This window comes from Ruminococcus sp. AF20-12LB, from assembly GCF_003478985.1.
In the GTDB taxonomy this organism is placed as follows: Bacteria; Bacillota; Clostridia; order Lachnospirales; family Lachnospiraceae; genus Blautia_A.
The window spans coordinates 227,580-253,593 of sequence record NZ_QUGH01000005.1; the positions used below are offsets into that span (position 1 = coordinate 227,580).

At 45.6% G+C, this 26,014-nt stretch carries 22 protein-coding genes and 1 other annotated feature; of the genes, 3 read left to right on the forward strand and 19 right to left on the reverse strand.

The annotated features are described in order from the left end of the window. Position 1: 1 nt before the first annotated feature. Positions 2-1,048, reverse strand: a complete 1,047-nt coding sequence (gene plsX / locus DWX61_RS08725) for a phosphate acyltransferase PlsX (protein ID WP_118369313.1) — start codon at positions 1,046-1,048, stop codon at positions 2-4. A gap of 230 nt (positions 1,049-1,278) precedes the next feature. Further along, positions 1,279-3,114 (reverse strand): ABC-F family ATP-binding cassette domain-containing protein, encoded by a 1,836-nt coding sequence (locus DWX61_RS08730; protein ID WP_118624920.1) that lies wholly within the window; start codon positions 3,112-3,114, stop codon positions 1,279-1,281. A 455-nt stretch (positions 3,115-3,569) separates the two neighbouring features. On the opposite strand from DWX61_RS08730, the gene DWX61_RS08735 reads away from it, so the two are divergent. Continuing rightward, entirely contained in the window at positions 3,570-4,298 is a 729-nt protein-coding gene (locus tag DWX61_RS08735; protein ID WP_118624856.1) for a LytR/AlgR family response regulator transcription factor, read from the forward strand. Here the strand turns inward: DWX61_RS08735 and DWX61_RS08740 are convergent. From DWX61_RS08740 to pta, 7 genes are all read right to left on the reverse strand, one after another. Beyond that, positions 4,237-6,078, reverse strand: a complete 1,842-nt coding sequence (locus DWX61_RS08740; RefSeq protein WP_182433973.1) for a GHKL domain-containing protein — start codon at positions 6,076-6,078, stop codon at positions 4,237-4,239. The genes DWX61_RS08735 and DWX61_RS08740 overlap by 62 nt on opposite strands. A 67-nt stretch (positions 6,079-6,145) precedes the next feature. Continuing rightward, the gene (locus tag DWX61_RS08745) at positions 6,146-6,916 is read right to left on the reverse strand and encodes a hypothetical protein (protein ID WP_147419617.1); all 771 of its coding nucleotides are present in this window, start codon (positions 6,914-6,916) and stop codon (positions 6,146-6,148) included. 162 nt (positions 6,917-7,078) lie between these two features. Beyond that, positions 7,079-8,446 carry an MATE family efflux transporter gene (locus DWX61_RS08750; protein WP_118624862.1) on the reverse strand — a complete coding sequence of 456 codons (1,368 nt, stop codon included), beginning with the start codon at positions 8,444-8,446 and terminating at the stop codon, positions 7,079-7,081. A 96-nt stretch (positions 8,447-8,542) separates the two neighbouring features. Next, complete coding sequence (gene rpmF / locus DWX61_RS08755; protein WP_015525241.1) at positions 8,543-8,725, reverse strand: 50S ribosomal protein L32; 183 nt, start codon at positions 8,723-8,725, stop codon at positions 8,543-8,545. A 3-nt stretch (positions 8,726-8,728) separates the two neighbouring features. Beyond that, the gene (locus tag DWX61_RS08760; protein WP_021652543.1) at positions 8,729-9,256 is read right to left on the reverse strand and encodes a YceD family protein; all 528 of its coding nucleotides are present in this window, start codon (positions 9,254-9,256) and stop codon (positions 8,729-8,731) included. A gap of 250 nt (positions 9,257-9,506) precedes the next feature. Next, positions 9,507-10,697 (reverse strand): acetate/propionate family kinase, encoded by a 1,191-nt coding sequence (locus DWX61_RS08765; protein WP_118369303.1) that lies wholly within the window; start codon positions 10,695-10,697, stop codon positions 9,507-9,509. A 27-nt stretch (positions 10,698-10,724) separates the two neighbouring features. Further along, on the reverse strand, positions 10,725-11,732 hold the full coding sequence (gene pta, locus DWX61_RS08770; protein WP_015525244.1) for a phosphate acetyltransferase: 1,008 nt from the start codon (positions 11,730-11,732) through the stop codon (positions 10,725-10,727). Between the two features lie 428 nt (positions 11,733-12,160). On the opposite strand from pta, the gene DWX61_RS08775 reads away from it, so the two are divergent. Then, complete coding sequence (locus tag DWX61_RS08775; protein WP_118624864.1) at positions 12,161-13,435, forward strand: tRNA(Met) cytidine acetate ligase; 1,275 nt, start codon at positions 12,161-12,163, stop codon at positions 13,433-13,435. 58 nt (positions 13,436-13,493) lie between these two features. On the opposite strand, the gene DWX61_RS08780 is transcribed toward DWX61_RS08775, so the two are convergent. From DWX61_RS08780 to DWX61_RS08820, 9 genes are all read right to left on the reverse strand, one after another. After that, positions 13,494-14,282, reverse strand: a complete 789-nt coding sequence (locus tag DWX61_RS08780; protein WP_118624866.1) for an ABC transporter ATP-binding protein — start codon at positions 14,280-14,282, stop codon at positions 13,494-13,496. Positions 14,283-14,285: 3 nt separating this feature from the next. Further along, positions 14,286-15,212, reverse strand: coding sequence for an ABC transporter permease (locus DWX61_RS08785; RefSeq protein WP_330577218.1), 927 nt, complete (start codon positions 15,210-15,212; stop codon positions 14,286-14,288). A gap of 57 nt (positions 15,213-15,269) precedes the next feature. Further along, positions 15,270-16,298 (reverse strand): ABC transporter substrate-binding protein, encoded by a 1,029-nt coding sequence (locus DWX61_RS08790; RefSeq protein ID WP_118624868.1) that lies wholly within the window; start codon positions 16,296-16,298, stop codon positions 15,270-15,272. Between the two features lie 132 nt (positions 16,299-16,430). Then, positions 16,431-16,681: a binding site (T-box leader), on the reverse strand. 58 nt (positions 16,682-16,739) lie between these two features. Then, a complete protein-coding gene (locus DWX61_RS08795) occupies positions 16,740-18,104 on the reverse strand; it encodes a PFL family protein (protein WP_118514415.1) in 1,365 nt (454 codons plus the stop codon). 70 nt (positions 18,105-18,174) lie between these two features. After that, positions 18,175-18,447, reverse strand: a complete 273-nt coding sequence (locus DWX61_RS08800; RefSeq protein ID WP_118514417.1) for an ACT domain-containing protein — start codon at positions 18,445-18,447, stop codon at positions 18,175-18,177. 13 nt (positions 18,448-18,460) lie between these two features. Beyond that, positions 18,461-19,258 (reverse strand): MBL fold metallo-hydrolase, encoded by a 798-nt coding sequence (locus DWX61_RS08805; protein WP_022427103.1) that lies wholly within the window; start codon positions 19,256-19,258, stop codon positions 18,461-18,463. Then, positions 19,245-19,844: a dephospho-CoA kinase gene (gene coaE, locus DWX61_RS08810; RefSeq protein WP_118514421.1), complete on the reverse strand. Its 600-nt coding sequence runs from the start codon at positions 19,842-19,844 to the stop codon at positions 19,245-19,247. The genes DWX61_RS08805 and coaE overlap by 14 nt, the downstream gene beginning before the upstream one ends. Continuing rightward, complete coding sequence (polA, locus tag DWX61_RS08815; RefSeq protein WP_118624870.1) at positions 19,845-22,484, reverse strand: DNA polymerase I; 2,640 nt, start codon at positions 22,482-22,484, stop codon at positions 19,845-19,847. A 2-nt stretch (positions 22,485-22,486) separates the two neighbouring features. After that, positions 22,487-22,834, reverse strand: a complete 348-nt coding sequence (locus DWX61_RS08820; protein WP_118624872.1) for an anti-sigma factor family protein — start codon at positions 22,832-22,834, stop codon at positions 22,487-22,489. Positions 22,835-23,062: 228 nt separating this feature from the next. Here DWX61_RS08820 and DWX61_RS08825 point away from each other — a divergent pair, with 228 nt between their 5' ends. Further along, a complete protein-coding gene (locus DWX61_RS08825) occupies positions 23,063-23,932 on the forward strand; it encodes a DegV family protein (RefSeq protein WP_118624874.1) in 870 nt (289 codons plus the stop codon). Positions 23,933-24,005: 73 nt separating this feature from the next. On the opposite strand, the gene ftsH is transcribed toward DWX61_RS08825, so the two are convergent. After that, entirely contained in the window at positions 24,006-25,865 is a 1,860-nt protein-coding gene (ftsH, locus tag DWX61_RS08830; protein WP_502696287.1) for an ATP-dependent zinc metalloprotease FtsH, read from the reverse strand. Positions 25,866-26,014 lie beyond the last annotated feature (149 nt).

Consider the following 26,014-nt stretch of genomic DNA (forward strand, 5'->3'; position numbering starts at 1 on the left):
TTTATTTTTTTTCGCTTTTTTCTTTTGCCTGTGCTTTCTGCTCAGCTGCTGTAAACTCCTCGATCTTTTCATTGATCTTCTCTTCCTTAAACTGCTCGCACTGAAAGATCGCATGACGGATTTCTACACTACTGGCACTTCCGTGGCTTTTGACCACAAGACCTTTCAGACCAAGAAGCGGTGCTCCGCCATATTCACTGGCATCAAATGATTTTAAGGTTTTCTTAAGAGCAGGTTTTACCATCAGAGCTCCCATTTTACTGCGAATGTTTGTCATCATACCTTTTTTGATCATAGATATCAGAGTAGCTCCAACACCTTCATAAAGCTTGAGGATCACGTTTCCTACAAAAGCCTCACAGACTACTACATCTGCATAACCTGACGGGATATCTCTCGCCTCAATGCTTCCGATAAAATTGATATCCTTACATGCTTTTAACAGAGGGAATGTAGCTTTTACCAGCGCATTGCCCTTTTCTTCCTCAGCACCGTTATTAACGATAGCAACTCTCGGTTTCTTAATACCCACTACATTTTCCATATAGATGGAACCCATCTGCGCAAACTGTACCAGATGATCTGGTCTGGCATCTACATTGGCACCACAGTCGATCAGAAGGGAAACGCCCTTTGCGGTAGGAATCAGCGGAGCAAGAGGTGGTCTCCGGATTCCTTTGATCCTGCCTACGATCACCTGTCCTCCTACCAGTACCGCACCGGTGCTTCCGGAGGAAACAAAGGCATCGGCCTCCTGTTTTTTTACAAGGTTTAATCCCACTACAATTGAGGAATCTTTCTTTTTCTGGATAGCCATGACCGGAGGTTCCGCAGTCTCGATCACCTGAGACGCATGCACCACACGGATCCTGTCCTTAGGATAATCCGGATATTTCCGGAGCTCTGCTTCGATCACATCCTGTACTCCTGTAAGGATAACCTGGATGTTCTCTTTTTCTTTCACAGCTTCCACTGCGGCTTTTACCGGTTCCTCGGGAGCATTGTCACCACCCATTGCATCTACAACGACTTTTACTATTTCTGACATATGTTGTCCTTTCTCTGTCCGAAATCTTTTCGGAATGCATATGGTACACTGTAGTGAAAATCCTCAGACACATCCGTATAAGGATTTTCATTGCAGAGTACCAAAATTTAAGCGGATATTCGAAATCCGCATTCGCTACCTGCTCATAAACGAATAACTGCTTCGCAGTTTATCCGGTTAACGTGCCGTTATTTATGATACTAGAGTTTTGCCTGAGAAGTCAATATCTTTTACTCTTTCTGATTTTCAATCTGTTCTGCAAGATCATTTAAATATACCCAGCGATCCATTTTTTCGTCCAGTTTCTGCTGGATTTCCTGCTGCTCGTCGGAAAGCTCCCGGAGTTTTCCCGCATTTGTGGCATTGGCAGCCATCTCTTTATCAATCTGCTCCAGACGTTCTTCCAACGCTGCGATGTCATCGTCAATAGTGTCAAATTCTTTCTGTTCTTTATAGGTAAATTTCAGTTTCTGTTTCCGGTTCTGTTTCCAGGTATCTGCAGCGGATTTCTTTTTCTCAGGCTCAGCTGTTTCTCCCTGTACTGTACCTCCATTCATATCCGCGCGCGTTTCCAGAGACTGTCCCTTTCTTTCCTTCGCTTCCAGATAATCCGTATAACCGCCCTCATACTGGACAAGCCGGCCATCTCCCTCAAATGCCATAATACGGTTCACCACATTATCCAGGAAATAGCGGTCATGGGACACCGTGATCACGATGCCGGAAAAAGAATCCAGATAGTCCTCAAGAATGGTCATGGTGGGAATATCAAGATCATTTCCGGGCTCATCAAGAAGAAGAACATTTGGTGCCTCCATCAGAACCTTCAGAAGATACAGTCTTCGCTTCTCACCTCCGGAAAGCTTCTCCACCGGAGTGTACTGCATGGCCGGATCAAAAAGAAATCTCTCAAGCATCTGGGAAGCTGTGATCCTTCCTTCTTTTGTCGGAACATATTCCGCCACTTCACGGATATAATCGATCACCCGCTGTCTTCCATCCATATCCGGAACATTTTGGGCAAGATACCCGATACGGATCGTTTCTCCGATCTGAATCTCTCCGGAATCCGGCAAGATCAGTCCGTCTGCCATTTTAAGAAGCGTGGACTTACCGCAGCCATTTGGTCCGATGATCCCAAGGCGCTGGTCACGAAGAACAATATGATCAAAATCATTGATCAAAAGACGACCTTCGATGGTTTTACTTACATGATGAAACTCTATGGTTTTCTTTCCCATACGGGTCTCAATGGAATCCATTTCCACATTCTGCTCTTTCAGCGGGGTTTTTCCCGCCTTCAGTGCTTCCAAACGGTCAAGCCTTGCTCTCTGTTTGGTACTTCTGGCACGGCAGCCTCTTGCTGCCCATTCCAGTTCCATCCGAAGTACGCTGCGGCGCTTCCGGTCACTGGCAAGCTCCATTTCCTCTCTCTGTGCTTTCAGCTCCAGAAATCTGGAATAATCTCCTGCATAGGAATATAATTTTCCGTGGCTGATCTCCAGAATCCGGTTTGCCACACGGTCCAGGAAATAACGGTCATGAGTGACCATGATCACCGTCCCACGGAAATTCCGGAGAAAATCTTCCAGCCATGTGACCATTTCTCCGTCCAGATGGTTGGTAGGCTCATCCAGGATCAGAATGTCAGCCGGATTTAAAAGCATCCTGGCCAGCGCCACTCTTTTCTTTTCACCACCGGAAAGATTGTCCATGTTAATATTCTGATTGGTAATACCAAGTGTATTCAGCATGCGTCTGGCCTCACTTTCGGTACTCCAGTCCTTCTGCCATTTGCCTTCTGCCACATAGTCCAGAATGGTCATATGCTGCGGAAATTCCGGAGTCTGAGGAAGCCAGCTGATCCGGATTCCGTTCTGAGTGATCACCTGCCCTTCGTCCGGTTCTTCCTCTCCGGCGATCACGCGGAGCAAAGTAGTCTTACCGGTTCCGTTTACACCTATGATACCTATTTTTTCTCCCTGATCGATGCCGCAGGAGATATCATCAAATATCACCTTATCTCCAAAAATTTTGTGGATATGTTCTATATTAAGAATGTTCATGCGCATTTTCTCCGTTTTCTTCCAAAGTATATAAAAATCATTTCCATGATAGCGAATTTCCGCGTTTCCGTCAAGAATCACTGTTATGACAGGGGAAAGGGCTGTACCTCCCATATGGAAATACAGCCCCTTTGGGGGATTTTTTTTTATCTGGATCTTGGTCAACAGTTTCTGGTGTCGCCAGCTGCTTCCCTTCTTTTTCGTATATCCACCGCCTTTCGTATCTTTTGACGCTATTGTAAAAAAATTATCGGGAAATGACAACAGACCTGTGACAAAATGACAGTTTCCATGAAATATGACATTTTTATGTTAAATATCTGCTAAAAGCACGTTCATTCCTGATAATTTTCTACACAATACGTCATTTCAGGCAAAAATCCGATATTGGATATACACAAAAGTTATGATATACTATTTTTACTACTCTTTTATAAACCGGAGGTTATATTATTTTGAATATTGCAATTATTGATGACATCTCAACGGATGCAGAAGCCCTGAAGAATATCGCTGTTTCCTATTTTGAGAAAAAACAGATCCGGGCAGAAATCTGTCATTTTTTCAGCGCAGAAGAATTTTTTGAAGATTATCAGCCCGGAAAATTTCAGATCCTGTTCCTGGATATTTATATGGACGGGATGACAGGTATGGAAGCTGCGCGCAGGATCCGAAGACAGTCCGATAACTGCATCCTTGTTTTTGTCACTACCAGCAGTGATTTCGCTGTGGAAAGCTATGATGTAGGAGCCTCCTATTATCTTCTGAAACCATTTCAGCCAGAAAAACTCTGTTCCATTCTGGATTCCTTTCAATCCAGGCATTTACTGGCATCCCGTTACATTGAAGTCGTTTCTGACCGGGTTCCCATCCGGGTCCCTCTGCGCAATATTTTATATGCAGATACATTCCGAAATGCAGTGTGCCTTCATACCGACGCCGGTCCGGTCCGTTCTTATCTTACCTTTCACAAATTTGAGGAGCAGATCCGGGACTGTCCCAATTTTCTCTCCTGTTACCGTGGCTGTGTCGTTAATATGGACCGTATACAGGAAGCTTCTGAAGAAGGCTTCCTTCTGGACAACGGGGAGGTCGTCCAGATCCGGAAACGTGGCTCTTCTGCTATCCGTAAAGCCTATCTTCAGTATCTCTTTGCGTCAGATGAAGAAATATCTCAGCTTTAAAAATGCCATTTTCAGACTGAAAATCCGCAAACCCTCCATAACGTGCCGCAATTTCCATGATCGACGCAGTTCCGATCCCCTGTCCGGAATGCTTACCTGAAAAAAATCCTGTTTTATTTCTGCGTAAGGGATCTGTGCAGCTGTTCTCTTCTTTTATAAGAAGTTTATTATTTCTGGTACGTATCTGTACACGGACAAATCTGGAACTGCCTTTCGGACAAAGCTGTGCCGCTTCTATGGCATTTTCCAGAAGATTTCCAAAGAGACGACAGAAATCTGTATCCTGGATCCCTGTTTTTTCCGGTGCTTCTACCTGACACTGAAAAACGATCCCGTTTTTTCTGCATAATTCTTCATAATAATGTAAAATCGCATCGGCAACCTGATTTTTACAGTAAGACTGATAGGTTAGCCGTTCCTGGAATTCCCGGGTATACCGGCAAAGATATTTCTGCATTTCTTTATACTGCTCCCGTTCCAGCAATGCCGTCAGAACACGAAGGTGCTGACGCATATCATGGCGGACACGACTGGTTTCTTCCATCTGTTCCTTTAACCGGTCATAATGATTTTTCTGGGCAAGGAGACGAAGTTCAGTCTGATGACTGTATACCTCATAAGTCAGACGGATCTTATATGCTTCTGACAGATCTCTCCACAGAACACAGCCAAACGCAGCTGTCAGTACCAGCCCACCTGTCTCCGGGAAACCTCCTCCAAAAATCGGCTCATAAAGATACCCTATCCTATCTGCCACAAGAGAACAGGCATAAACCGTTGTTCCCACCAAAACGATTTTTCCATATCTGCAATCTGTTTCTCCAAAAGTATTGAGCAGCATATAAACTGCCGCCACTCCTTTGACAGCTTCACTGATCCAGGCAGCTTCATAAAGAATCCCGGCCGAGGGAAGTATGTCCGCAAAGCTCTCCAGAAAGAAAGCGATCACGATCCAGAGATTGATCAGAAGAGTCAGATATCTCCCCCGTTTTTTCCCCATAATACAATCCTCAAGCCGGATCATACAGGAAAGGATCAGATAATAGATCATAGTTTCCAGTGCATACCAGGGTCTTGTGGGCAGAAGAAAAAAATTATGTATCAGGGGACAGACAGAATATCCCACTACACAGAGGCAGACCAGATTAAAAATGGCAAATTCTTTTGTCCTGGTTCTGATATATACCATAAGTGTCCCGAACATAATACAGCTACAGAATGCAATGGCACAACCGCTTCCAAGTGCCCGCATTCCTCTCTGTATACTTACCCGAAACGGAGATCCAAAAACCGGAATGTACCGGATTCCGGATCTGGTATGGTTTCTGTCTGCTGCTGCTATGACAATTTCCACAGCCCCGGATCCCTGAAATGTAAAAACACGGTTCATGATCCTGTCCTTATAAGATTTTTCGTCAGGATTCCCCACTTCCCCGGCCAGTTCTCCATTGATATAGATCCGATATGCAGAAAAAACCTCCGTCAGCGAAACAGCCCAGATTTTTTCCTCCTCGGGCAGGATCAGAAACATCCGGTATGTCCCACATCCATACGAAGAGGCCTCTTCATTCCCCAGTTCCATTTCATTACGCTCTCCGATCGAAATATAACAACTGTAATATCCTGGATTCTTTTTCAGCATCTCAGGTGTAAGCAGCTTTCCCGGAAAATATTGCCATTCCCTGGCAAGATAATGTAGCTTTGCCGCCGCATCTTTATTATCCAGACAAAGGATTCCCTGAATGGTCTGCTCGCCTTTCGCTGTATATTCATTGTTCACGAGATACATCATAAAAAAAGCAGTCATAGATAACACTACAGTAAGTCCAAAGATCAGGGTCCATTGCCTACTTTTCTCCTTTATGACTGTCACCTCGCTTTCCGGATCTGCTTCGGATTCCTACGATCAGCACTGTTAGCACTGTTGCTGCCGTCAGGGCTGCCATTTCAAAAGGATTCCCTTTTATATCTTTTTTTCGACTTTTTACACAGAAGATTCCTGTCTCGTCCGTGTCAACGATCAGAATATCCTGATTTTTATCCAGGAATGTCTTAAATTTTCTTCCTTGGGAATCCGTAATTTCCATAGTTTCCATATCTTCCTTGGGAAATATCTCTTTTACAGGTATCATGATCCGGCTTCCCGGAATATCCGTGATCTTCTGAATTCCTTTATAGATCTTTATTTCATATGAATGATCGGAAACCTTTTGTACCAGTGTCTGTATTGTGCCATTCTCTGCTACCTTCCAGCTTTGTGCCACAGAAGCAGGGATACGAAGACTGATCCCATCTTTTTCAAAATTTATATCTCCCATATATTTCAGGATAAGATCCAGACGTTTTCCACTGATCACGGTCCAATTTTCAGTAACAACTTCTGTTACCTTTCTGTCCGGCTGCTGTACTTCCGGATCAATATTCAAAATATTTTTCATTGCTGCCGAAAAAAGAACTTTTTCTTTTCCAGAAATATTAAATATCCGTGCAAAATCTGACATCAGCGCTTCGGTTTCAGCCCGTACAGTTCTTGCACTATAAATCATACCGACACACAACGCAATAACTTCAAGTATCAACAAAAACCCATATCGTATTGTTTTTTGCAGATCATGCATATCTGGTCATCCCCATTGCACATGTTTCATCTATCTGCGTCCAGAATACCTCTTTTTTAGCTTTCAGGCAATCAAATCTATACGTAATAAATCGACATCATTCGAAACAGCAAAGGTGCTGATTACTGCTACTGCACAGAATCAGCACCTTTTCATATATCATTATTTCTTTTTCTGCATACCTGGAAATCGCCGGAAATAATAGATGACAAACAATACCGCAGTAATTATCCAGGATACCGGATAACTGAGCATGATACTGTCGATCCCTGGATGCGATCTTACAAAGACAAACAACCAGATGATCCGGAGCAGGCAGACCCCACCACAGGTCAGAATCATCGGAACCAATACTCTTCCGGAACCACGCAGCGCTCCGGAAAGAATTCCGATCACAACATAAATGGCATAGGATGGAATCAGGAAACGAATCATATGCACCCCAATGTCTACAACCACCTGATCTGTTGTAAACAAATGGTAGATCGGATTTGCGAACAGAATAAGTGTTCCGCTTACAATAAACGCCGAAATGTATGCCATCACCATACAGACGCGGACACTTTTTCGCATACGGTTGTATTTTCTGGCACCATAATTCTGTCCTACAAAGGTGGTAATTGAGATGGCAAAAGCATTGCATACCATCCAGAACACCGCATCAATCTTTCCCATAGTTCCCCAGGCTGCCACAGTATCAGTCCCCAGCTCATTGACAAAAATCTGAATGGTGAGATTGGCAATGTTGTACATCACTGATTCCAGTCCTGCCGGAAGTCCGATCCTGAGAACTGCCCACAGAGAACGAAGATCAAAACGAATCTCATAAAATTCCAGACGATAAATATCCTCTGCACGCATCAGGAACCAGGTTACAAGGATGGCACTGACTGCCTGGCAACTGACTGTTGCAAGTGCAACACCGAGGACTCCCATATGAAAGATCACTACAAATACAACATCCAGCAGAATATTCAACAAACAGGTAATGATCAGCACATAGAGCGGTCTTTTAGAATCACCTACTGCTCTTAAGATACTGGATACCATGTTGTAGACCAGATTGAAAAATGTCCCCGCAAAATAGATATGAAGATACAATACAGAATCGGGAATTACTTCTGCCGGTGTTTTCATCAGGCGAAGGATCGGCTCAGCCAGGATAAAACCTGCTGTTCCAACAATAATACTGGCGGCCAGGCAGAAGATCATGGATGTGTGAAGTGTTTTTTTGAGATTTTTGTGGTCTTTCGCCCCATAATAATGAGAAATCACTACAGACGCACCGGAACATAAACCTACAAAAAAACCTACGATCAGATTCACGATCATACTGGATGAGCCTCCTACTGCTGCCAATGCTTCTTTTCCCACAAAGCGTCCTACTACAACCGTATCCGCAGTATTGTAGATCTGCTGGAACAGAGTTCCAAACAGGATCGGAAAAAAGAATATCAGAAGCTGCTTCCAGACCACTCCCTCTGTGATCTGGTTCACGGCGGTATTTTTCTGATTCTTGTTCTGTTTCATATTTTTTTATTTTCCCCCAGAGTATAAAAAAAGCCGGTATACTTATCTCAGCATACCAGACTCTTTTCGCATCATATATTGACTGTCTAATTAAAATTAGTCCTCAACTTTGATGATTTCCTTCTTATTGTAGCTTCCGCAAGCTTTGCAAACTCTGTGTGGCATCATAAGTGCTCCACATTTGCTACATTTAACAAGGTTCATAGCGCTCATTTTCCAGTTCGCTCTTCTCTTGTCACGTCTAGCTTTGGAAGATTTGTTCTTAGGACAAATGGACATAGGTTACACCTCCTTAAATTTACTGAATATATCACTGATAGCTGCCATGCGGGGATCCTTAGGCTCCTCCTTGCATCCGCAGGGACCTTCGTTCAGGTTCTTCCCGCAGCGGCTGCAGATACCTTTACAGTCTTCTTTACATAAGACCTTTAAAGGCCAGCATATCAATACCTCAAGATAGACCAACCGGTCCACATCCAGGTTCATACCTGTGAGATAGCTGCTTTCATCCAGATCATTGACACGTTCTTCATCAGAAAGCTTCATATCAAGCTTCTTTTTAAATTCCAGCGGTATCTCAACGGCTACTGTCTCAAGACAACGGTCACAGGGAATACCCACTGTAATCTTACCGGTTCCTGTAAGTTCAAGAACCTTATCACCGGTATTGGTGATCGTAAGCTCTACCGGTTCCTTCGCAAGTACCGGAAAACTTCCCATCTGAAAATCAATCTTCTCCAGTTCAGGAATAACTGATTCCTGGATCGTCTTGCCATCACAGGAAGAAATGTCTAATAAATGAATCTGCATAAGTCTCTCCTATCCACACTCAATCCATTATACATATGGTCTTGTGATTTGTCAACGTTATTTTCGGGAAAATATTACATTTTTTTAATTTTTTGTTACTGTTGGCTTAATCAGAAATTCAGGGTAAATTACGGGGGTGAACCTTTAATTGTCCGCCCCCGAATGTATACTGCTGATCCACAGTAATATATAATTCTGCCTGATTACCGATCATGCCCGAACGGTTCTGTACCGATACTGAAACAGCTGCTTATACCAGTGCTACAGTCTCACGGCAGATTGCAAGCTCCTCGTTTGTCGGGATAACTGCAACCTTAACCTTGGAATCCGGTGTGGAGATCACGATCTCCTCGCCACGATGTCCGTTAGCATCTTTGTCAAGTGTTACGCCAAGGTATCCGAGATAGCTGACAACCTTCTCACGTACCGGGATCGCATTCTCGCCGATACCTGCTGTGAAGACGATCGCGTCAACACCATTCATTGCTGCAACATATCCGCCTACGAATTTAGCGATGCCATAGCAGAGAACGTCGATCGCGTTAGCTGCATCCTCGTTTCCGCCTTCAGCTGCTTCGTTGAGGTCACGGAAATCGCTGGAAAGTCCGCCGGAAAGTCCGAGAAGACCGGATTTCTTGTTAAGTACGTTCATAACGCCCTCGATGTCCAGATTCTCTTTCTTGGCAATGAACTCCATGATAGCCGGATCGATGTTACCGGAACGAGTTCCCATAACAACACCTTCAAGTGGTGTAAGACCCATTGTTGTATCTACGCATTTGCCATTTACAACTGCGCTGATAGAAGATCCGTTTCCAAGGTGGCAGACGATAACTTTTGAGTTGTCTTTGTCAAGGCCAAGGAAATCAACAGCTCTCTTGGATACGAAGCTGTGAGATGTTCCGTGGAAACCGTATCTTCTTACTTTGTATTTCTTGTAGAAGTCAAGCGGAAGTCCATAGAGATATGCTTTAGCAGGCATTGTCTGATGGAAAGCAGTATCAAATACGCCTACCTGCGGTACACCCGGCATAAGCTCTGCACATACACGGATACCAATGAGGTTCGCCGGGTTGTGAAGCGGTGCAAGGTCGTTGCACTCTTCTACTGCTTTGATCATCTCGTCTGTGATCACTGCGGAAGAAGCGAATTTCTCGCCTCCGTGTACGACACGATGTCCGATTGCATTAACCTCTTTAAGGCTTCCGATCGCACCTGTCTTATCGTTTGTAAGAGCATCCAGTACCATCTGGATCGCTTCTTTATGTGTTGGCATAGCTGCCTCTGTGATCTCTTTGTCACATCCGGCTTTCTGGTATACCAGTCTTCCGTCGATACCGATTCTCTCGCAGAGACCCTTTGCAAGTACATTCTCTGTCTCAGAATCGATTAACTGATATTTTAATGAAGAACTTCCACAGTTGATAACTAATACGTTCATGATTTAACTCTCCTGATCTTTTAATAATTATTTATCCTCTGCCTGGCACTGTACTGCTGTGATTGCTACAACGCCTACGATATCGTCTGCAGAGCATCCGCGGGACAGGTCGTTTACAGGTTTTGCGATACCCTGTGTAACAGGTCCGTATGCTTCTGCTTTACCAAGACGCTGAGCAAGCTTGTATCCGATGTTACCTGCATCAAGGTCAGGGAATACCAGTACATTAGCTTTACCTGCTACTTCGCTTCCCGGTGCTTTGGATGCGCCTACGCTTGGAACGATAGCTGCATCAAGCTGGAACTCTCCGTCAAGTTTAAGCTCCGGATGCTCCTCTTTGGCAATTCTTGTAGCCTCTACGACTTTATCTACGTCAGGATGCTTTGCACTTCCCTTGGTGGAGTGAGAAAGCATAGCTACGATCGGCTCCTCCTGAACAAGAAGCTTGAAGGACTCAGCAGAAGATGCTGCGATCGCAGAAAGCTCGTCCGGAGTCGGGTTCTGGTTCAGGCCGGAATCAGCAAATACGAATGCACCGTTTGCACCATACTCGCAATCCGGAACTACGATCAGGAAGAATGCGGATACAAGCTTGGTTCCCGGTTTTGTCTTCAGGATCTGAAGGCATGGACGAAGTGTATCTGCTGTAGAATGGCATGCACCGGATACCATACCGTCTGCATCCCCCATCTTAACCATCATTACGCCATAGTATGGGTACTGAGTATGAAGGATCTCTTTCGCTTTCTCAGGTGTCATTCCTTTCTTTGCTCTCAGCTCTACAAATTTATCAATATATGCCTGAGTTCTGTCAGATTTCTCCGGATCTACGATCTGTGCACCGGAAATATCAAAGCCGCCCTCTGCAGCTTTCTTGTTGATCTCTTCCTCATTACCGATGAGGATGATCTTTGCAACTCCCTCTTTCAGAATCTTGTCAGTTGCCTCAAGAGTTCTCATATCCTCTGTCTCTGGCAGTACAATTGTTTTTACGCTTTCTTTTGCTCTTTTTTTAAGCAGTTCAACAAATCCCATGATTAAATGGCTCCTTTCTTGATGTAACAAAAACGCTAGTGTCTGTTCGGGCACTACACTATGTTCATTATACCCCCTTACCCTTTTCTTTTCAAGCGTTTCATTGTCAGAAAATGGCTATACTGCGTATTTTTTGAAGTGCAATTATTACTGTTCACCGACAATGTTCTGCGAGGTGTTTTTTGTGGGTAAATGTCACAGATGGTCAGAGGATTTCGGCTCATGATCATGCATTTGCGTGATTTCTGTATCTTACAAAGGGCGTTGCCGGATACAGAGCGTACAGTAGCATTCGGTTTTATGACAGCAAAACAGATTTCGAATGCCGCTTAACTTTTTACATTGCTTATGTTAAAATAGCACCATTATCATAATATAAAAACTTATTTCAAGATTTGAATTTTTAGAAACGGCAGGTACTTTTTTATATGAAAGTTGTTGGAATCATTGCAGAATATAACCCCTTTCACAAAGGCCACGAATACCAGATCCGCTATGCCCGGGAGGTCCTTGGTGCTGATTATGTTGTGATCGCCATGAGCGGGGATTTTGTACAGAGAGGGGCTCCTGCCCTTATGGAAAAACATCTCCGGGCTGAGATGGCTCTTCTTGGAGGCGCTGATCTGGTCCTGGAAATGCCGGTACAGACAGCAACAGCCAGTGCAGAGGGTTTTTCCAGAGGAGGGATAAGTCTTCTTGACGGGCTTAGTGTTGTAGATGAGCTATGTTTCGGAAGTGAATGCGGAGATACAGAGACTCTTATGAATATTGCACGGATTTTTGTAAAGGAACCGTTTGAATACCGCGAATTCCTTCAGCAGAATCTTCGTACCGGAATGAGTTTTCCTGCTGCAAGAAGCAGTGCTTTGATCCGTTACATTCGTGGAAAATCCACTTCCGCACATAACACATTCGGTGCTTCATCAAAACATGTTGACCTCATTCTTTCTTCTCCTAACAACATCCTGGGAATCGAATACTGCAAAGCACTTCTCCGTCTTAACAGCCGGATCCTTCCTCATGCACTTTTAAGAAAGGGAAGTGGTTATCATGATACAGATTTTTCTCTTCTTTCCGACGAAGAGTTTCCCTCTGCTTCCGGCATCCGGAGCCTTATGAAAAAATCCGAAGAGGCTGTGCAGTCTGCTGATCTTTCCCGATTGATCCCTTCTGCTTCCCTTCCCTGCTTCCTGGATTCTCTCAAAAAAGGAGCATGGCTTTCTGACTCAGCACTGGATCTTCCTCTGCATTACAAACTGCTTCTGGAATCCGAAAAAACTTTGAAAATGTATCCGGAGCTTTCGGAGGCACTGATCCGGCGTATCCTGAAATCCCGAAATCAATATGAAGGTTTTTCCCAGTTTGCGGATCTTTTGAAAACACGGGATATTACCCGTTCTGCTATCTGCCGCAGCCTTGTCCGGATCTTTCTTGACCAAAAAACAAACGCACCCGGACATATTCCCTATGCCCGGGTACTTGGCTTTCGAAAAAACAGCGCTCCGCTTCTCAGCCAGATCAAGAAAAGCTCCTCAATCCCGCTGATCACCAAAGCCGCAGATGCATCTGCGATCCTCGATAAAACTGCGCTCCGGCTTTTTAATGAAACCTGTGCGGCTTCCAATCTTTACGAAATGCTTCTCTGTCACAAAACAGGTCAGCCTTTCATCCACGAGATGAAAAAGCCGCTGCGGATCATTTAAGATCCACAGCGGCTTCCGCTACAGCTTTCTTAATATATTCCGGTGTTTTGAAATTTATTTATTCAGACAAAAGAATACGATCATTGTCCAAAGCCTTTCCGGCTCCTGTCTTAAATTTCTCAAGGAGACCATCCACGGTCATGTTCTTCTTCTCCTCACCACCGATATCCAGCACGATATTGCCGGAGTCCATCATCAGGATACGGTTCCCAAGATCAATTGCTGACTGCATATTGTGTGTGATCATCAGACATGTCAGCTGATTTTCTTCCACGATCCGTCTGGTGAGATCAAGGACTTTCTCAGCAGTTCCCGGATCAAGGGCTGCAGTATGCTCATCCAGAAGAAGTAATTTCGGCGGATTCATGGTTGCCATCAAAAGCGTCAGCGCCTGTCTCTGTCCGCCGGAAAGAAGACCTACCGGATGGCTCATCCTCTCTTCCAGTCCAATGTCCAGCTTCTTTAATTCTTCACGAAAACGCTCTTTTTCCTGCCGGGTCGTGCGGGAAAGCCAACCACCCTTGCCGGCTGCAAGTGCAAGATTCTCTTCAATCGTCATTCCCGGCGCAGTACCACGCATCGGGTCCTGATAAAGGCGTCCGATCTCTTTTGCACGTGCATGCTGCGGCATAAATGTAATATCCCTGCCGTCCAATTCGATCGAACCGGCATCTGTAAGAAAATCACCGCAGATCGCATTAAAAAGTGTTGATTTTCCTGCACCATTGGAACCGATGATCGTAGCAAAGTCGCCTTTTTTCAGTTCCAGGGAAAGATCTGTGATCGCCTTTTTTTCGTTTACGGTTCCCGGATTAAATGTTTTTGAAATATGGCTGATTTTTAACATAGATCATCTTCCCCCTTTTGCATGAGTCATTCTTCTTCGGATCTGCGGCCACTGTTTCTTAAGATACGGACCGGAAATTGCAAGAACAACGATCACAGAAGATACCAGCTTCAGCATAAATGCCGGCATATTGAACCGAAGTGCGATGGTATACACAAGGCGGAAGATAAAGGAACCAAGCACCATTCCCACCGCTCTCACAAAAATTCCTCCATGTCCGAGAAGGGTACCTCCGATCAGCAAGGATGCCAGTGCGATGGTGACCATACCCTGACCGATGTTGATATCTACGGATTTCTGTGACTGAGACAGAAGGCATCCGGAAAGTGCGGTAAATGCATTTGCCACGCAAAGGCCGATCACCGTTGTAAAGACCGGATTGATGGAGGAAGATTTTACCATATCAGAATTATTTCCGGTTGCCCGGATCGCAAGGCCAAGTCTTGTTTTCAGAAAGAATACCAGAAATACGATCACGAGGATCACTGCGATGGCTGCAATGAGGATATCTTCCCTGCCTTTTAACGGTGTACCTGCAAGCGCATCCTTCATCATGGTAAATACTGTGGTCGTCCGATTCATATTGATCAGGGATGAGCCTCCCATAACTGCGATATTTACGGAATATAACGCCGTATTTACAATGATACCTGCAAGCAGGCTGTCTACTCCCAGCTTCGTCTGCAGGATAGCCGTTACAAATCCTGATGTAACACCTGCTGCCATGGCTGCCGCAATGGACAGAAACGGATGTCCGCTTACAGCAACTACGGCTCCTACAGCGGCCCCGAAGGTAAAGCAGCCATCTGTAGAAAGGTCGCAGACATTCAGCATGGAATAACTAAGGAACAAAGCAAGAACTGTCAGAGAACAGATCAGTCCAAGCTTCAGGGCAGTCTCCCCGAGGGAGAGCATAGTTGCAATCGTCACAGTGATTCCCTCCAATTGGATTTATTTCATAACTGCTCACAAAGGTAAGCGGTTAATTTATTTTGATTCTACTTCATCAAAGCTTTCTGCAGTTGTGATCTCATTTACCTGTGTGCAGAGAGGCTCAAATGCCTTCTTTACGGTATCGAAATCAAGTCCAAGTGCCTTGCAGGTTTCTGTATTAACTGTTGCAGTACCATTGTCAAAGGTTTCAACAGCTGTCTTAGACGGATCCGCATTATCTACCAGGATGTCAGCGATCATATCGGCTGTTTTCTGTCCCAGATTTGCATAATCAACACCATATCCTACAAAGGCACCATTTAATGCAAAGGAGTCGGCACCTGTGTAGTGCGGGATTCCTGCGTCGATGAATTTTTCATAAATAGAAAGCTCTGCTGTCATGATAGTGTTGTCCGTAGGTGTAAATACGGCATCCACACCGTCAGCGATCAGTGCATCTGCTGCGAGCTGGACTTCATCGGTAGTGGTTCCGGTACGCTCTACATATTCGATTCCCTCTTTATCCAGATAATCTTTTGCTTCCTGAATTGCTGTTGTGGAGGAATCCTGTCCTACATCATAGAGGAGACCGATCTTCTTTACATCCGGATTCTGTGCCTGGATCAGTTTCATAATAGAAGAAGTATCCAGGTAATCACTGGTTCCTGTAATGTTTGCGCCAGGAGCATCCAGAGAATCTACAAGACCGGAGCCAACCGGATCAGATACTGCTGAGAAAACAACCGGTGTATCACTTCCTTCTGTAGCAGACTGCATACGCATTGCTACCGGTGTAGCCACACCTACCATCAGGTCAACCTTATCCGCCTGAAAATCTGAAATGATCTGTTCCATAACACTGGCATCTGCATTACAGTTGTCATAAGACACATCAAATGTAACACCCTTTTCTTTGCCAAGCTCTTCCAGACGGGACTGGATATTGTCTACGATCTGGTTCAGGGAAGCATCATCTACATAATTGCAGATGCCTACTTTAAAATCCTCCGCCATAACCGGACTTGTCATCATCATAGTTGTTGCTGCTACTGCTGCTGCGATCACTAACATTCTTTTTTTCATAATTTTGTTCTCCCTTCTTATTCCGCTTATGATTACTTATTTGTACACCCTGCGGTCTGCTTTTCCGGAACAACTTTCATGCAACAGAATCGCTTTTCCTGTAACACAAAAACCGTCCCAAGCTTATATCATGCTTGAGACGGTAATAAAAGTTCTTTATTATCGCGGTACCACTCAAATTGACGAATCGTCCACTTTCCGGCGTACTAACATACACTCCTCATTGGTAACGGGTTCGGTTCCCGTCGGCGCCTACTGTACAGATAAATAGTTCGGGCCGCCCTCGAAAGTCCATTCAACATCCGGTCCCCTGCGGATTTCCACCATCACCGCTCTCTGTGAAGCTTCCTGAAATGTTTACTTCTCTTTCTCACTGGTTTGTTTTTTAAGTTGTGTTTACTTTAGCACATCAACGTAAGTCTGTCAAGTCCCAAAATAAAATTAATTCTTAAAGCTGTGGATCGGTGCCGGGATCCTTCCGCCTCTCTGTACAAATGCATCACAGGAGAAGGAATTTACAGGCATGATCGGAGCATATCCAAGAAGACCTCCGAACTCAACCGTTTCGCCCACACCCTTACCGATAACCGGGATGAGACGTACTGCAGTTGTCTTCTGATTTACCATACCGATGGCAGACTCATCTGCGATGATACCTGCCAGTGTGGTCGCCTTGGTATCTCCCGGAACTGCGATCATGTCCAGACCAACAGAGCATACACAGGTCATGGCTTCCAGCTTCTCCAGAGTAAGAGCTCCCTCGTTTACCGCATCGATCATTCCCTGATCCTCGCTGACAGGAATAAAGGCACCACTTAATCCGCCCACAGCTGCTGCTGCCATAACGCCGCCTTTCTTCACCTGGTCGTTGAGAAGTGCAAGCGCTGCAGTTGTTCCCGGTGCGCCGGCTCTCTCAAGGCCGATCTCTTCCAGGATCTCAGCTACGGAATCACCGATAGCCGGTGTCGGTGCAAGAGAAAGATCTACGATACCAAACGGCACGTCAAGACGCTTGGACGCCTCACGTGCAACCAGCTGTCCAACTCGTGTAACCTTAAACGCAGTACGTTTGATCATCTCGCAGAGGGTTCCGAAGTCCTCTCCACGAACCTGCTCCAGGGCTTTCTTCACAACTCCGGGGCCACTGACACCTACGTTGATGATGCAGTCCGCCTCTGTGACACCGTGGAACGCGCCTGCCATGAACGGATTGTCATCCGGTGCGTTGCAGAACACCACAAGTTTGGCACATCCAAGAGAATCCTGGTCCTTAGTAGCCTCTGCTGTTGCAAGGACGATCTCGCCCATCAGCTTTACGGCATCCATGTTGATACCGGTCTTGGTGGAACCAACGTTTACAGAACTGCAGACACGCTCTGTTTCTGCCATTGCCTGAGGAATGGAGCGGATGAGAAGCTCTTCTGCCGGAGTCATTCCCTTGCTTACCAGTGCAGAATATCCGCCGATAAAGTTAACGCCAACTTCCTTGGCACATTTATCCAGTGTTCTTGCGATGGTCACAAAATCCTCCGGTTTCTTACATGCAGCCCCGCCAACCAGAGCAATGGGTGTTACGGAAATTCGTTTATTTACAACCGGGATACCGTACTCGGTTGCGATCTCATCACCGGTAGCCACCAGATTTCTGGCCTTTGTGGTGATCTTTTCGTATATTTTCTGATTCAGTGCATCCAGGTCAGGATCGATACAGTCCAGAAGGCTGATACCCATGGTGATGGTACGCACATCCAGATTCTCCTGCTCGATCATTTTATTTGTCTCGTTTACCTCAAAAATATTGATCATTTTATTTTCTCCCTGATGATTGATGTAAAGTAGATATCATATGCATTCGCAATCCGCATTCGGTGCCTGATCATACTCGATGCATCATGTTAAAAATATCTTCATGCTGGCAGTGGATCACAACACCGATTTCCTTGCCCAGATTCTCAAGTTCTCTTGCAAGTTCACCGCCATCCTTTTCACATTTTGCTGTGTCTGCGATCATCATCATGTTGAAGTAACCCTGAACGATGGTCTGAGAAATATCCAGAATATTAACCTGATTCTCTGCAAGATATGTACAAACCTTTGCAATAATTCCTACTGTGTCGTTTCCTACTACTGTGATAATTGTCTTCTTCATCGTTTTTTCCTTTCTACACTGTGATTATTTCTGATATGTGATCCCTCTTCGCTACCTGGATCTTAAAATCCCTGGAACGGTACGGGTTGTCACCAAGTGTCACCTCCGAGCACACAGTCTCGTAGGCAAGTTCTTCATAATTGTTTTCTCTGCTTAAATGGCCTAGAAAAACCGCCTTCAAATTATCATGAAGGATCCGACAAAGCAGACGTCCTGCATTCTCATTGGAGAGATGCCCACGGTCTCCCAGAATCCTCTGTTTGAGATAATAAGGGTATTTTCCGACCTGAAGCATACGGATGTCATGATTCGCTTCCAAAAGCACCGCATCCAGATTCTCCAGATTTTTTACAATGTAATCATTATATTTTCCAAGGTCTGTGGCAATGCCCACAGAATGCTCTCCACATTCCAGGCGGTAGCCCACCGGCTGTGCGGCATCATGGGGAATGGTAAAAGGATTTACCGTCAGGTCCTTGATCTCAAAAGGCTCATCCTCCCGGATCTCGTGGATCAGACCCTCCGGCATTTTCCCAAGGGATTTCATACGAAGCATCGCATCTGCTGTTCCACCTGTGGTATAGATGGGAATTCCGTATTTTCTGGAGATCACTCCCAGTCCCTTGATATGGTCGGAATGTTCATGTGTGATCAGGATGCCATCCACATCTTTCCCGGTAAGATCCAGGGAATTCAGTCCTTTTTCGATACTCTTCCCGCTGATCCCCACATCTACCAGAACATGTGCCTCCTCAGAGCCCACATAAATACAGTTGCCGCTGCTTCCGCTGGCAATACTACAAAGTCTCATTTCTCTCTATCCCTTCTCTGATCTGTCTCCGGGTTTCCTTCAGATCTCCATTATTCCCGATCACATAATCCGTATGTTCTCTGAAAACCTGGTCAGATACCTGGTTTCGGATAATGCCAAGAGATTTCTCTCTGGAATAGCCGCGGCTTTCCATCAGACGACGGATCCGGATTTCCTCCTCTGTATACACATACCAGACTTCATCACAGAATTCCTGATAATTCTCTTCCAGAAAAAGAGCAGCTTCCACAACACAGATTCCTCTTCCGGCATCCTTCTGTTCTCCAAGAAGATCCAGGATTCTCTGCTTTACAGCCGGATGAATGATCCCGTTTAATTTCAAAAGCATATCCTTATCTGTGAATACTACATCAGAAATCCGTTTCCGGTCAATAGTTTTATCTTTTTTTATGATTTCTTTTCCAAACAATGCGATCACCGCATCGTAACACTCTTCCCCCGGTTCCATCAGAATGTGACCAAGCTGGTCTGCCTGGATCACATATGCCTGGAAATCTTCTTCTAGGATTCCAAGTACTGTACTTTTTCCGGCCCCTACTCCGCCGGTTACTCCGATCACTCTCATTTATTTCGCCTCATACCAGCTGTCACCCTGGTGCATATCTACGTCAAGTTCCACTGCAAGGTCTGCAGCTCCCTTCATCTCTTCCTCCAGAATACGGGAAACTTCCTCGATCTCTTCTTTCTTTGTCTCGATCAGAAGCTCATCGTGAACCTGCAGCACCAACCTTGAACGCAGTCCCTCTTTTTTCATTCGTTCATAAACATGGTTCATGGCTATTTTGATGATATCTGCTGCAGTACCCTGGATCGGAGAGTTCATGGCTACACGTTCTCCGAAGGAGCGCTGCATGAAATTACTGGATTTCAGCTCCGGCACGGGCCTTCGTCTGCCGAACATAGTTGTCACATAACCGTGTTCCTTGCCATCCTTTACCAGACCGTCCAGAAAACCTTTGATCTTCGGATAGGTCTCAAAATATTTCTCAATATAGGCAGCTGCCTCTTTTCTGGTAATACTCAGATCCTGGCTCAGTCCAAAGGAACTGATCCCATAAACGATTCCGAAATTTACCGCCTTGGCATTTCTTCGCTGAAGGGATGTCACCTCATCCAGCGGCACATGAAACACCTGGGATGCGGTGAGCCGGTGGATATCCTCCGCCTCACGATAAGCCTGGATCAGTTTTTCATCACCGGACATATGTGCCAGCACACGAAGCTCGATCTGGGAATAATCTGCATCCAGAAATACAAAGCCCTCTTCCGGCACAAAAACCTTACGGATCAGCCTGCCCAGTTCCATACGGACCGGTATGTTCTGGAGATTTGGATCTGTACTGCTGATACGACCGGTTGCTGTGATCGTCTGATTAAAAGTAGAGTGGATCCTTCCATCTTCTCCGATCACATTTCCGAGACCATCTGCATAAGTGGATTTCAGCTTGGTCAGCTGACGGTACTCCAGGATATCTTTTACGATGGCATGATCCGGCGCCAGCTTATCCAGGATATCCGCAGCTGTGGAATAGCCTGTCTTGGTCTTCTTTCCACCTGGAAGTCCCAGCTTTTCAAAAAGGATCACACCCAGCTGTTTCGGAGAATTGATATTAAACTCTTCCCCTGCTTCCTGCCAGATGGTTTTTTCCAGCTCCTGGATACGGACTTTAAGTTTTTCGCCATAGCTCTTAAGCTCTTCACCCTTAACGGAAATCCCCCATTTTTCCATAGAATCCAGGGTAAAGACAAGAGGAAGCTCGATCTCATCATAAACCTTACGCATGCCTGTTTCATCCAGTTTTTCAAGAAGAACTTTTCGGGCCATGCAGGGCACAAACGCCTGATAGCAGGCATAATTTCCAAGACATTCCAGCTCCTCTTCCCAGGCCTTTTTCAGAGAAGTCTTTCCAAGAAGGTCTTCCTTTGAGGGGAGCATCATACCATCCAGATATTCTCTGGCGATGTCATCATGGGAATAAGAAGATTTCAGCGGATTCAGAAGATATGCAGCAACCCCCACATCAAAAACCTTCTTCGAATCGTCAAGGGAAACATGTTTGAGAACTGATTTAATATCCATAGCACAGAGTACCGTACTGTCCGCCAGAGTTTTCAGTTTTCCACAAAGGTAATCCCCTGTGAGAAGTCCTCCCACCGGAATCTGATAGATTTCTTTTTCATCCAGGACCAATCCCACGGTATACACCTGATCCGAATCTGCAAGAACAGAAATACCCACCTGATCTTTCTGCGCTGCTTTTTCAAACAGTGCCTCCACACCGGAAAGATCATTGCATGTAAAAAATTCCAGTTCCATGGAGGAATCTGCTGTCGTAGCCGGATCAAAACGGTTCAGCATGTTCTTAAATTCCAGGCGTTTACACAATTCATACGCCTCTGGAGTATAGGGATTTTCCACTTTCGCTTTTTCGTAGGAAAATTCCAGCGGACTGTCTGTGTTGATGGTTGCAAGTTCTTTGGAAAGCTGCGCCAGATCATAATGCTCGCGGAGAGATTCTTTCGCCTTATTAGGCTTTACCTCTTCCAGATGCTCATGAGCATTCTCAATGGAACCGAACTGCACGATCATCTTGGTCGCGGTTTTCTCTCCAACGCCCGGGATTCCCGGAATATTATCGGAGCTGTCGCCCATCAGTGCTTTCAGTTCTATAATCTGCGGCGGCGTTACCTGATATTTCTCAAGAACTTCCGCTGTATGGTAATTTTCAATGGTTGTCTTTCCCCGGACAGTCTTCGGAAGCCGGATCAGCACCTTATCTGTGGCAAGCTGAAGAAGATCCCGGTCTCCGGAAAGAACGGTAACATCCATGCCCTTTGCTTCACTTCTTCTGGCGACCGTACCAAGAAGATCATCTGCTTCATAGCCTTCCAGGGACATAATGTTGATTCCCATGGCAGAAAGCATCTCCTTGATCAGCGGAACCTGTTCCCGAAGCTCCTCCGGCATGGGTTTTCGGGTGCCTTTATAGGCTTCATATCTCTTATGCCGGAACGTAGGTGCACTCAGATCAAACGCAACGGTAAGATACTCCGGCTTCTCTTCCTCCATGATCCTGAACATAATATTCAGAAATCCATATACCGCTCCTGTATGACGTCCTTCTGCATTGGTAAGATCCGGCAGACCATAAAACGCACGGTTCAGGATGCTGTGACCATCGATCAGTAATATTTTTTCACTCAAAATCAAATTCCCTCCTTCAGTTCCAGGATCACAAAAACAAGAAAGACCACCAGTGCTGCGATCAGAACGCAGACTGCCACTGCAGCGATCGCTCTGTGAAATTTCTTTTTTCGGATATACCTTTTGGATTTTCGGATATCCTCTTCCAGAAGCTCCTTAAAATCCAGAACAGAATCTTCCTGTTTCTCATCCAGCTGCTGCATGGCCTTATGTACAATGAAATATGTGGCAAGCTCATCGTAGCAGGAGGAACACTTCTCAATATGCTCCAGAAAATCCTCCAGATCATTCAACGGCAACGTATGATCGATATATCTATTAACCATTCCCTCTGCAATACGACAATTCATATTATCCCTCTCTTTCAAAGCAGCAGATTCTCTCTTACCCAAAAGCTTCTTCTGAAATTCAGCCCGACAATTCGCCCGGGCCGGAGAAACACTTCCCAGAATGTTACCATTATAGCGAATTAAACGTTGAATGACAAGGGCGGTTTCCTGTGGTATACTTGAGATGTCACGGTCAGGAAACAGGAAAACTGACCAAATATGAAAATCCAGGCAAGGAGGATCACCATTATGAAATCTATAGCAATCGTTACAGACAGTAACTGCGGCATGTCTCCCGCTCAGGCAAAAGATCTTGGCATCTACATGCTTCCAATGCCGTTTTTTATAGATGATAAGGAATATCTGGAAGACATTGACATGAACCAATCAGAATTCTTTCAGCATCTTGAACAAAATCCAGGCTGCAGAGTTTCCACATCCCAGCCCACACCGGAATCCGTCACTACCCTCTGGGACAAGCTGCTCAAAGACTACGACGAGATCGTACATATCCCCATGTCCAGCGGTCTCTCCAGCTCCATGCAAACTGCCCGCATGCTTGCAGAAAACTATGATGGCCGTGTACGTGTCGTAAACAACCAGAGGATCTCCGGAACCTTACGTTACTCTGCCATCGAGGCTGTCCAGCAGGCTAAAAACGGTCTCTCTGCTGATGAGATCGGAACCTGGCTGGAAGAAACCCGCTTCGACTCCAGCATCTATATCACTGTAGCTACTCTGAAGTACCTGAAACAGGGCGGCCGCATCACTCCTGCAGCCGCAGCCATCGGAACCATGCTCCGTCTGAAACCGGTTCTGCAGATTCAGGGCGAAAAGCTGGACGCCTTCTCCAAGGCCCGCACCATGACTCAGGCAAAAAACACTATGACTAAAGCCATCAAAGATGACATTGCAGACCGCTTCGGAGAAAAGATCAACCTGGATGTCATCCACTCCCACAACCTGGAAGCGGCCGAAGAATTCCGAAAAGAAGTCCTCACCACCTTCCCAAACATCGGTGAAGTCAACATCTTCCCTCTCTCCCTGAGCGTTTCCTGCCACATCGGCCCCGGAAGCCTTGCTCTCACCTGCTCCAAAGTACACCCGGAAATCTGGTAAATAATCTAAACAATTTATATTTTTACAACAAAAGCGGAGTCTCTCGGACCCCGCTTTTTTCTTGCTATCCTGATTAATTTTCCTGTGTATCCTCAATCTCCACCGGTGCTTCATTCAGGATCTTCATAAACTCCTCACCGGTAATCGTCTCATGCTCATACAGATACTTGGCAATCTCATGAAGCTTTCCGATATTATCCGTCAGGATCTTCGTAGCCTTTTCATGCTCCCGTCTTACAAGCTCCACAACCTTCTTATCCAGAAGCGTCTGCGTCTCAAAGGAACAGGTGAGACTTGCGTCTCCGCCAAGATACTGATTGCTCACATTTTCCATGGCAACCATGTCAAAATCATCACTCATACCATACCTGCTGATCATCGCTCTGGCAATCTTGGTCGCCTGCTCAATATCATTGGAGGCACCGGTAGTAATAGAATGGAAGATCAGCTCTTCCGCTGCACGGCCGCCTGTAAATGTAGCGATCTTATTCTCCAGTTCTTCCTTACTCATCAGGAAATGTTCCTGTTCATCCACCTGCATGGTATATCCCAGTGCACCGGAGGTACGTGGAATGATCGTGATCTTATGGACCGGTGCAGAATCTGTCTGCTTGGCAGCAACCAGTGCATGACCAACCTCATGATAGGAAACGATCAGTTTTTCCTTATTGGAAAGTACACGGTTCTTTTTCTGATATCCGGCAATAACAACTTCGATACTTTCTTCAAAATCCGCCTGTGTGGCAAATTTCCGTCCATCGCGGACTGCACGGAGAGCTGCCTCGTTGACAATATTGGCAAGCTCCGCACCGGAGGCCCCGACTGCCGCCTTGGCAATTTCATCAAACCGGACTGTGTCCGCAATTTTGATCTTCTTGGCATGAACCTTCAGGATTTCCTCACGCCCCTGAAGATCCGGAAGCTCAACCGGGATCCTTCTGTCAAAACGTCCAGGACGAAGAAGTGCAGGGTCAAGGGAATCCGGTCGGTTGGTAGCTGCCAGGATCACAACACCCTTGGAACCGTCAAAACCGTCCATCTCTGTCAGAAGCTGGTTCAGTGTCTGTTCACGCTCATCGTTTCCGCCGCCCATTCCGGAGCCGTCACGTTTCTTGCCGATGGTATCGATCTCATCAATAAATACGATACATGGTGCTTTCTCATTGGCCTGTTTAAAAAGATCACGTACCTTGGCAGCACCCATACCAACAAACATCTCCACAAATTCCGAACCGGAAATTGAGAAAAACGGAACCTCCGCCTCACCGGCAACTGCCTTGGCAAGAAGGGTTTTACCGGTTCCTGGAGGGCCTACAAGAAGGGCACCCTTCGGCATGGAAGCACCGATCTCTCTGTATTTCTCCGGATTATGAAGGAAATCTACAATTTCCGTCAAAAGCTCCTTGGCTTCATCCTCACCGGCAACATCTGAAAATTTGATTCCCGTAGAGGATTTCACATAAACCTTGGCATTGCTTTTGCCAAAGGACATCATTCCTCCCGGTCCTCCGCTGCCCATGGAGCTCATCATCTTCTTGCTGAGCCAGCGTCCCAGAAGAACAAAGATCGCGATCGGAAGTACATATCCCAGGATCAGAGACAAAAGCAATGACTGCCTCTGGGGTGCAGTTCCCTCTATACTTACTCCTGCATCGTAAAGATGTGATACAAGATCCTGATCATCCACAGATACCGTCTTGCAATAGACATCATTTCCATCCACTTTCATAGTATAATAAATGTAATCGGAATTAAGGGTTGCCTCATATACTTTTCCTCTGTCTACGGCTTTCAGAAAGGTGGTGTAATCGGTTTCTTTTACACTTCTCTCAGAAAGAGCAGGAAGAGCAAAAACATTCAGCAGAACAATAATGACGACCGCAATGATATAATATACATACAGCGGCCGCTTCTCTGGTTTTTTGGAATTCAGATTCATGCAGTCTCCTCCGTTATCTTATAGTATATTGCTATATCCACAGTGCTATATCAGGTGGTACAGCCTTGTAGTACACTGTACCACTTTTTTCAGTCAATTTCAAGGATGCCTCATCCGATTTCATAAACATTTTAGAATTAAAA

Excerpts from the sequence above, each read along its gene's own strand:
- DWX61_RS08805 (WP_022427103.1), bottom strand. The coding sequence starts at position 19,258 with ATGAGACTTTGTAGTATTGCCAGCGGAAGCAGCGGCAACTGTATTTAT.
- DWX61_RS08730 (WP_118624920.1), bottom strand. The coding sequence starts at position 3,114 with ATGAACATTCTTAATATAGAACATATCCACAAAATTTTTGGAGATAAG.
- DWX61_RS08825 (WP_118624874.1), top strand. The coding sequence starts at position 23,063 with ATGAAATCTATAGCAATCGTTACAGACAGTAACTGCGGCATGTCTCCC.
- DWX61_RS08795 (WP_118514415.1), bottom strand. The coding sequence starts at position 18,104 with ATGATCAATATTTTTGAGGTAAACGAGACAAATAAAATGATCGAGCAG.
- DWX61_RS08745 (WP_147419617.1), bottom strand. The coding sequence starts at position 6,916 with ATGCATGATCTGCAAAAAACAATACGATATGGGTTTTTGTTGATACTT.
- DWX61_RS08760 (WP_021652543.1), bottom strand. The coding sequence starts at position 9,256 with ATGCAGATTCATTTATTAGACATTTCTTCCTGTGATGGCAAGACGATC.
- rpmF (WP_015525241.1), bottom strand. The coding sequence starts at position 8,725 with ATGTCCATTTGTCCTAAGAACAAATCTTCCAAAGCTAGACGTGACAAG.
- DWX61_RS08780 (WP_118624866.1), bottom strand. The coding sequence starts at position 14,282 with ATGTTAAAAATCAGCCATATTTCAAAAACATTTAATCCGGGAACCGTA.
- plsX (WP_118369313.1), bottom strand. The coding sequence starts at position 1,048 with ATGTCAGAAATAGTAAAAGTCGTTGTAGATGCAATGGGTGGTGACAAT.
- DWX61_RS08800 (WP_118514417.1), bottom strand. The coding sequence starts at position 18,447 with ATGAAGAAGACAATTATCACAGTAGTAGGAAACGACACAGTAGGAATT.
- pta (WP_015525244.1), bottom strand. The coding sequence starts at position 11,732 with ATGGGATTTGTTGAACTGCTTAAAAAAAGAGCAAAAGAAAGCGTAAAA.
- DWX61_RS08775 (WP_118624864.1), top strand. The coding sequence starts at position 12,161 with ATGAAAGTTGTTGGAATCATTGCAGAATATAACCCCTTTCACAAAGGC.
- DWX61_RS08820 (WP_118624872.1), bottom strand. The coding sequence starts at position 22,834 with ATGAATTGTCGTATTGCAGAGGGAATGGTTAATAGATATATCGATCAT.
- DWX61_RS08765 (WP_118369303.1), bottom strand. The coding sequence starts at position 10,697 with ATGAACGTATTAGTTATCAACTGTGGAAGTTCTTCATTAAAATATCAG.
- coaE (WP_118514421.1), bottom strand. The coding sequence starts at position 19,844 with ATGAGAGTGATCGGAGTAACCGGCGGAGTAGGGGCCGGAAAAAGTACA.
- DWX61_RS08750 (WP_118624862.1), bottom strand. The coding sequence starts at position 8,446 with ATGAAACAGAACAAGAATCAGAAAAATACCGCCGTGAACCAGATCACA.
- DWX61_RS08790 (WP_118624868.1), bottom strand. The coding sequence starts at position 16,298 with ATGAAAAAAAGAATGTTAGTGATCGCAGCAGCAGTAGCAGCAACAACT.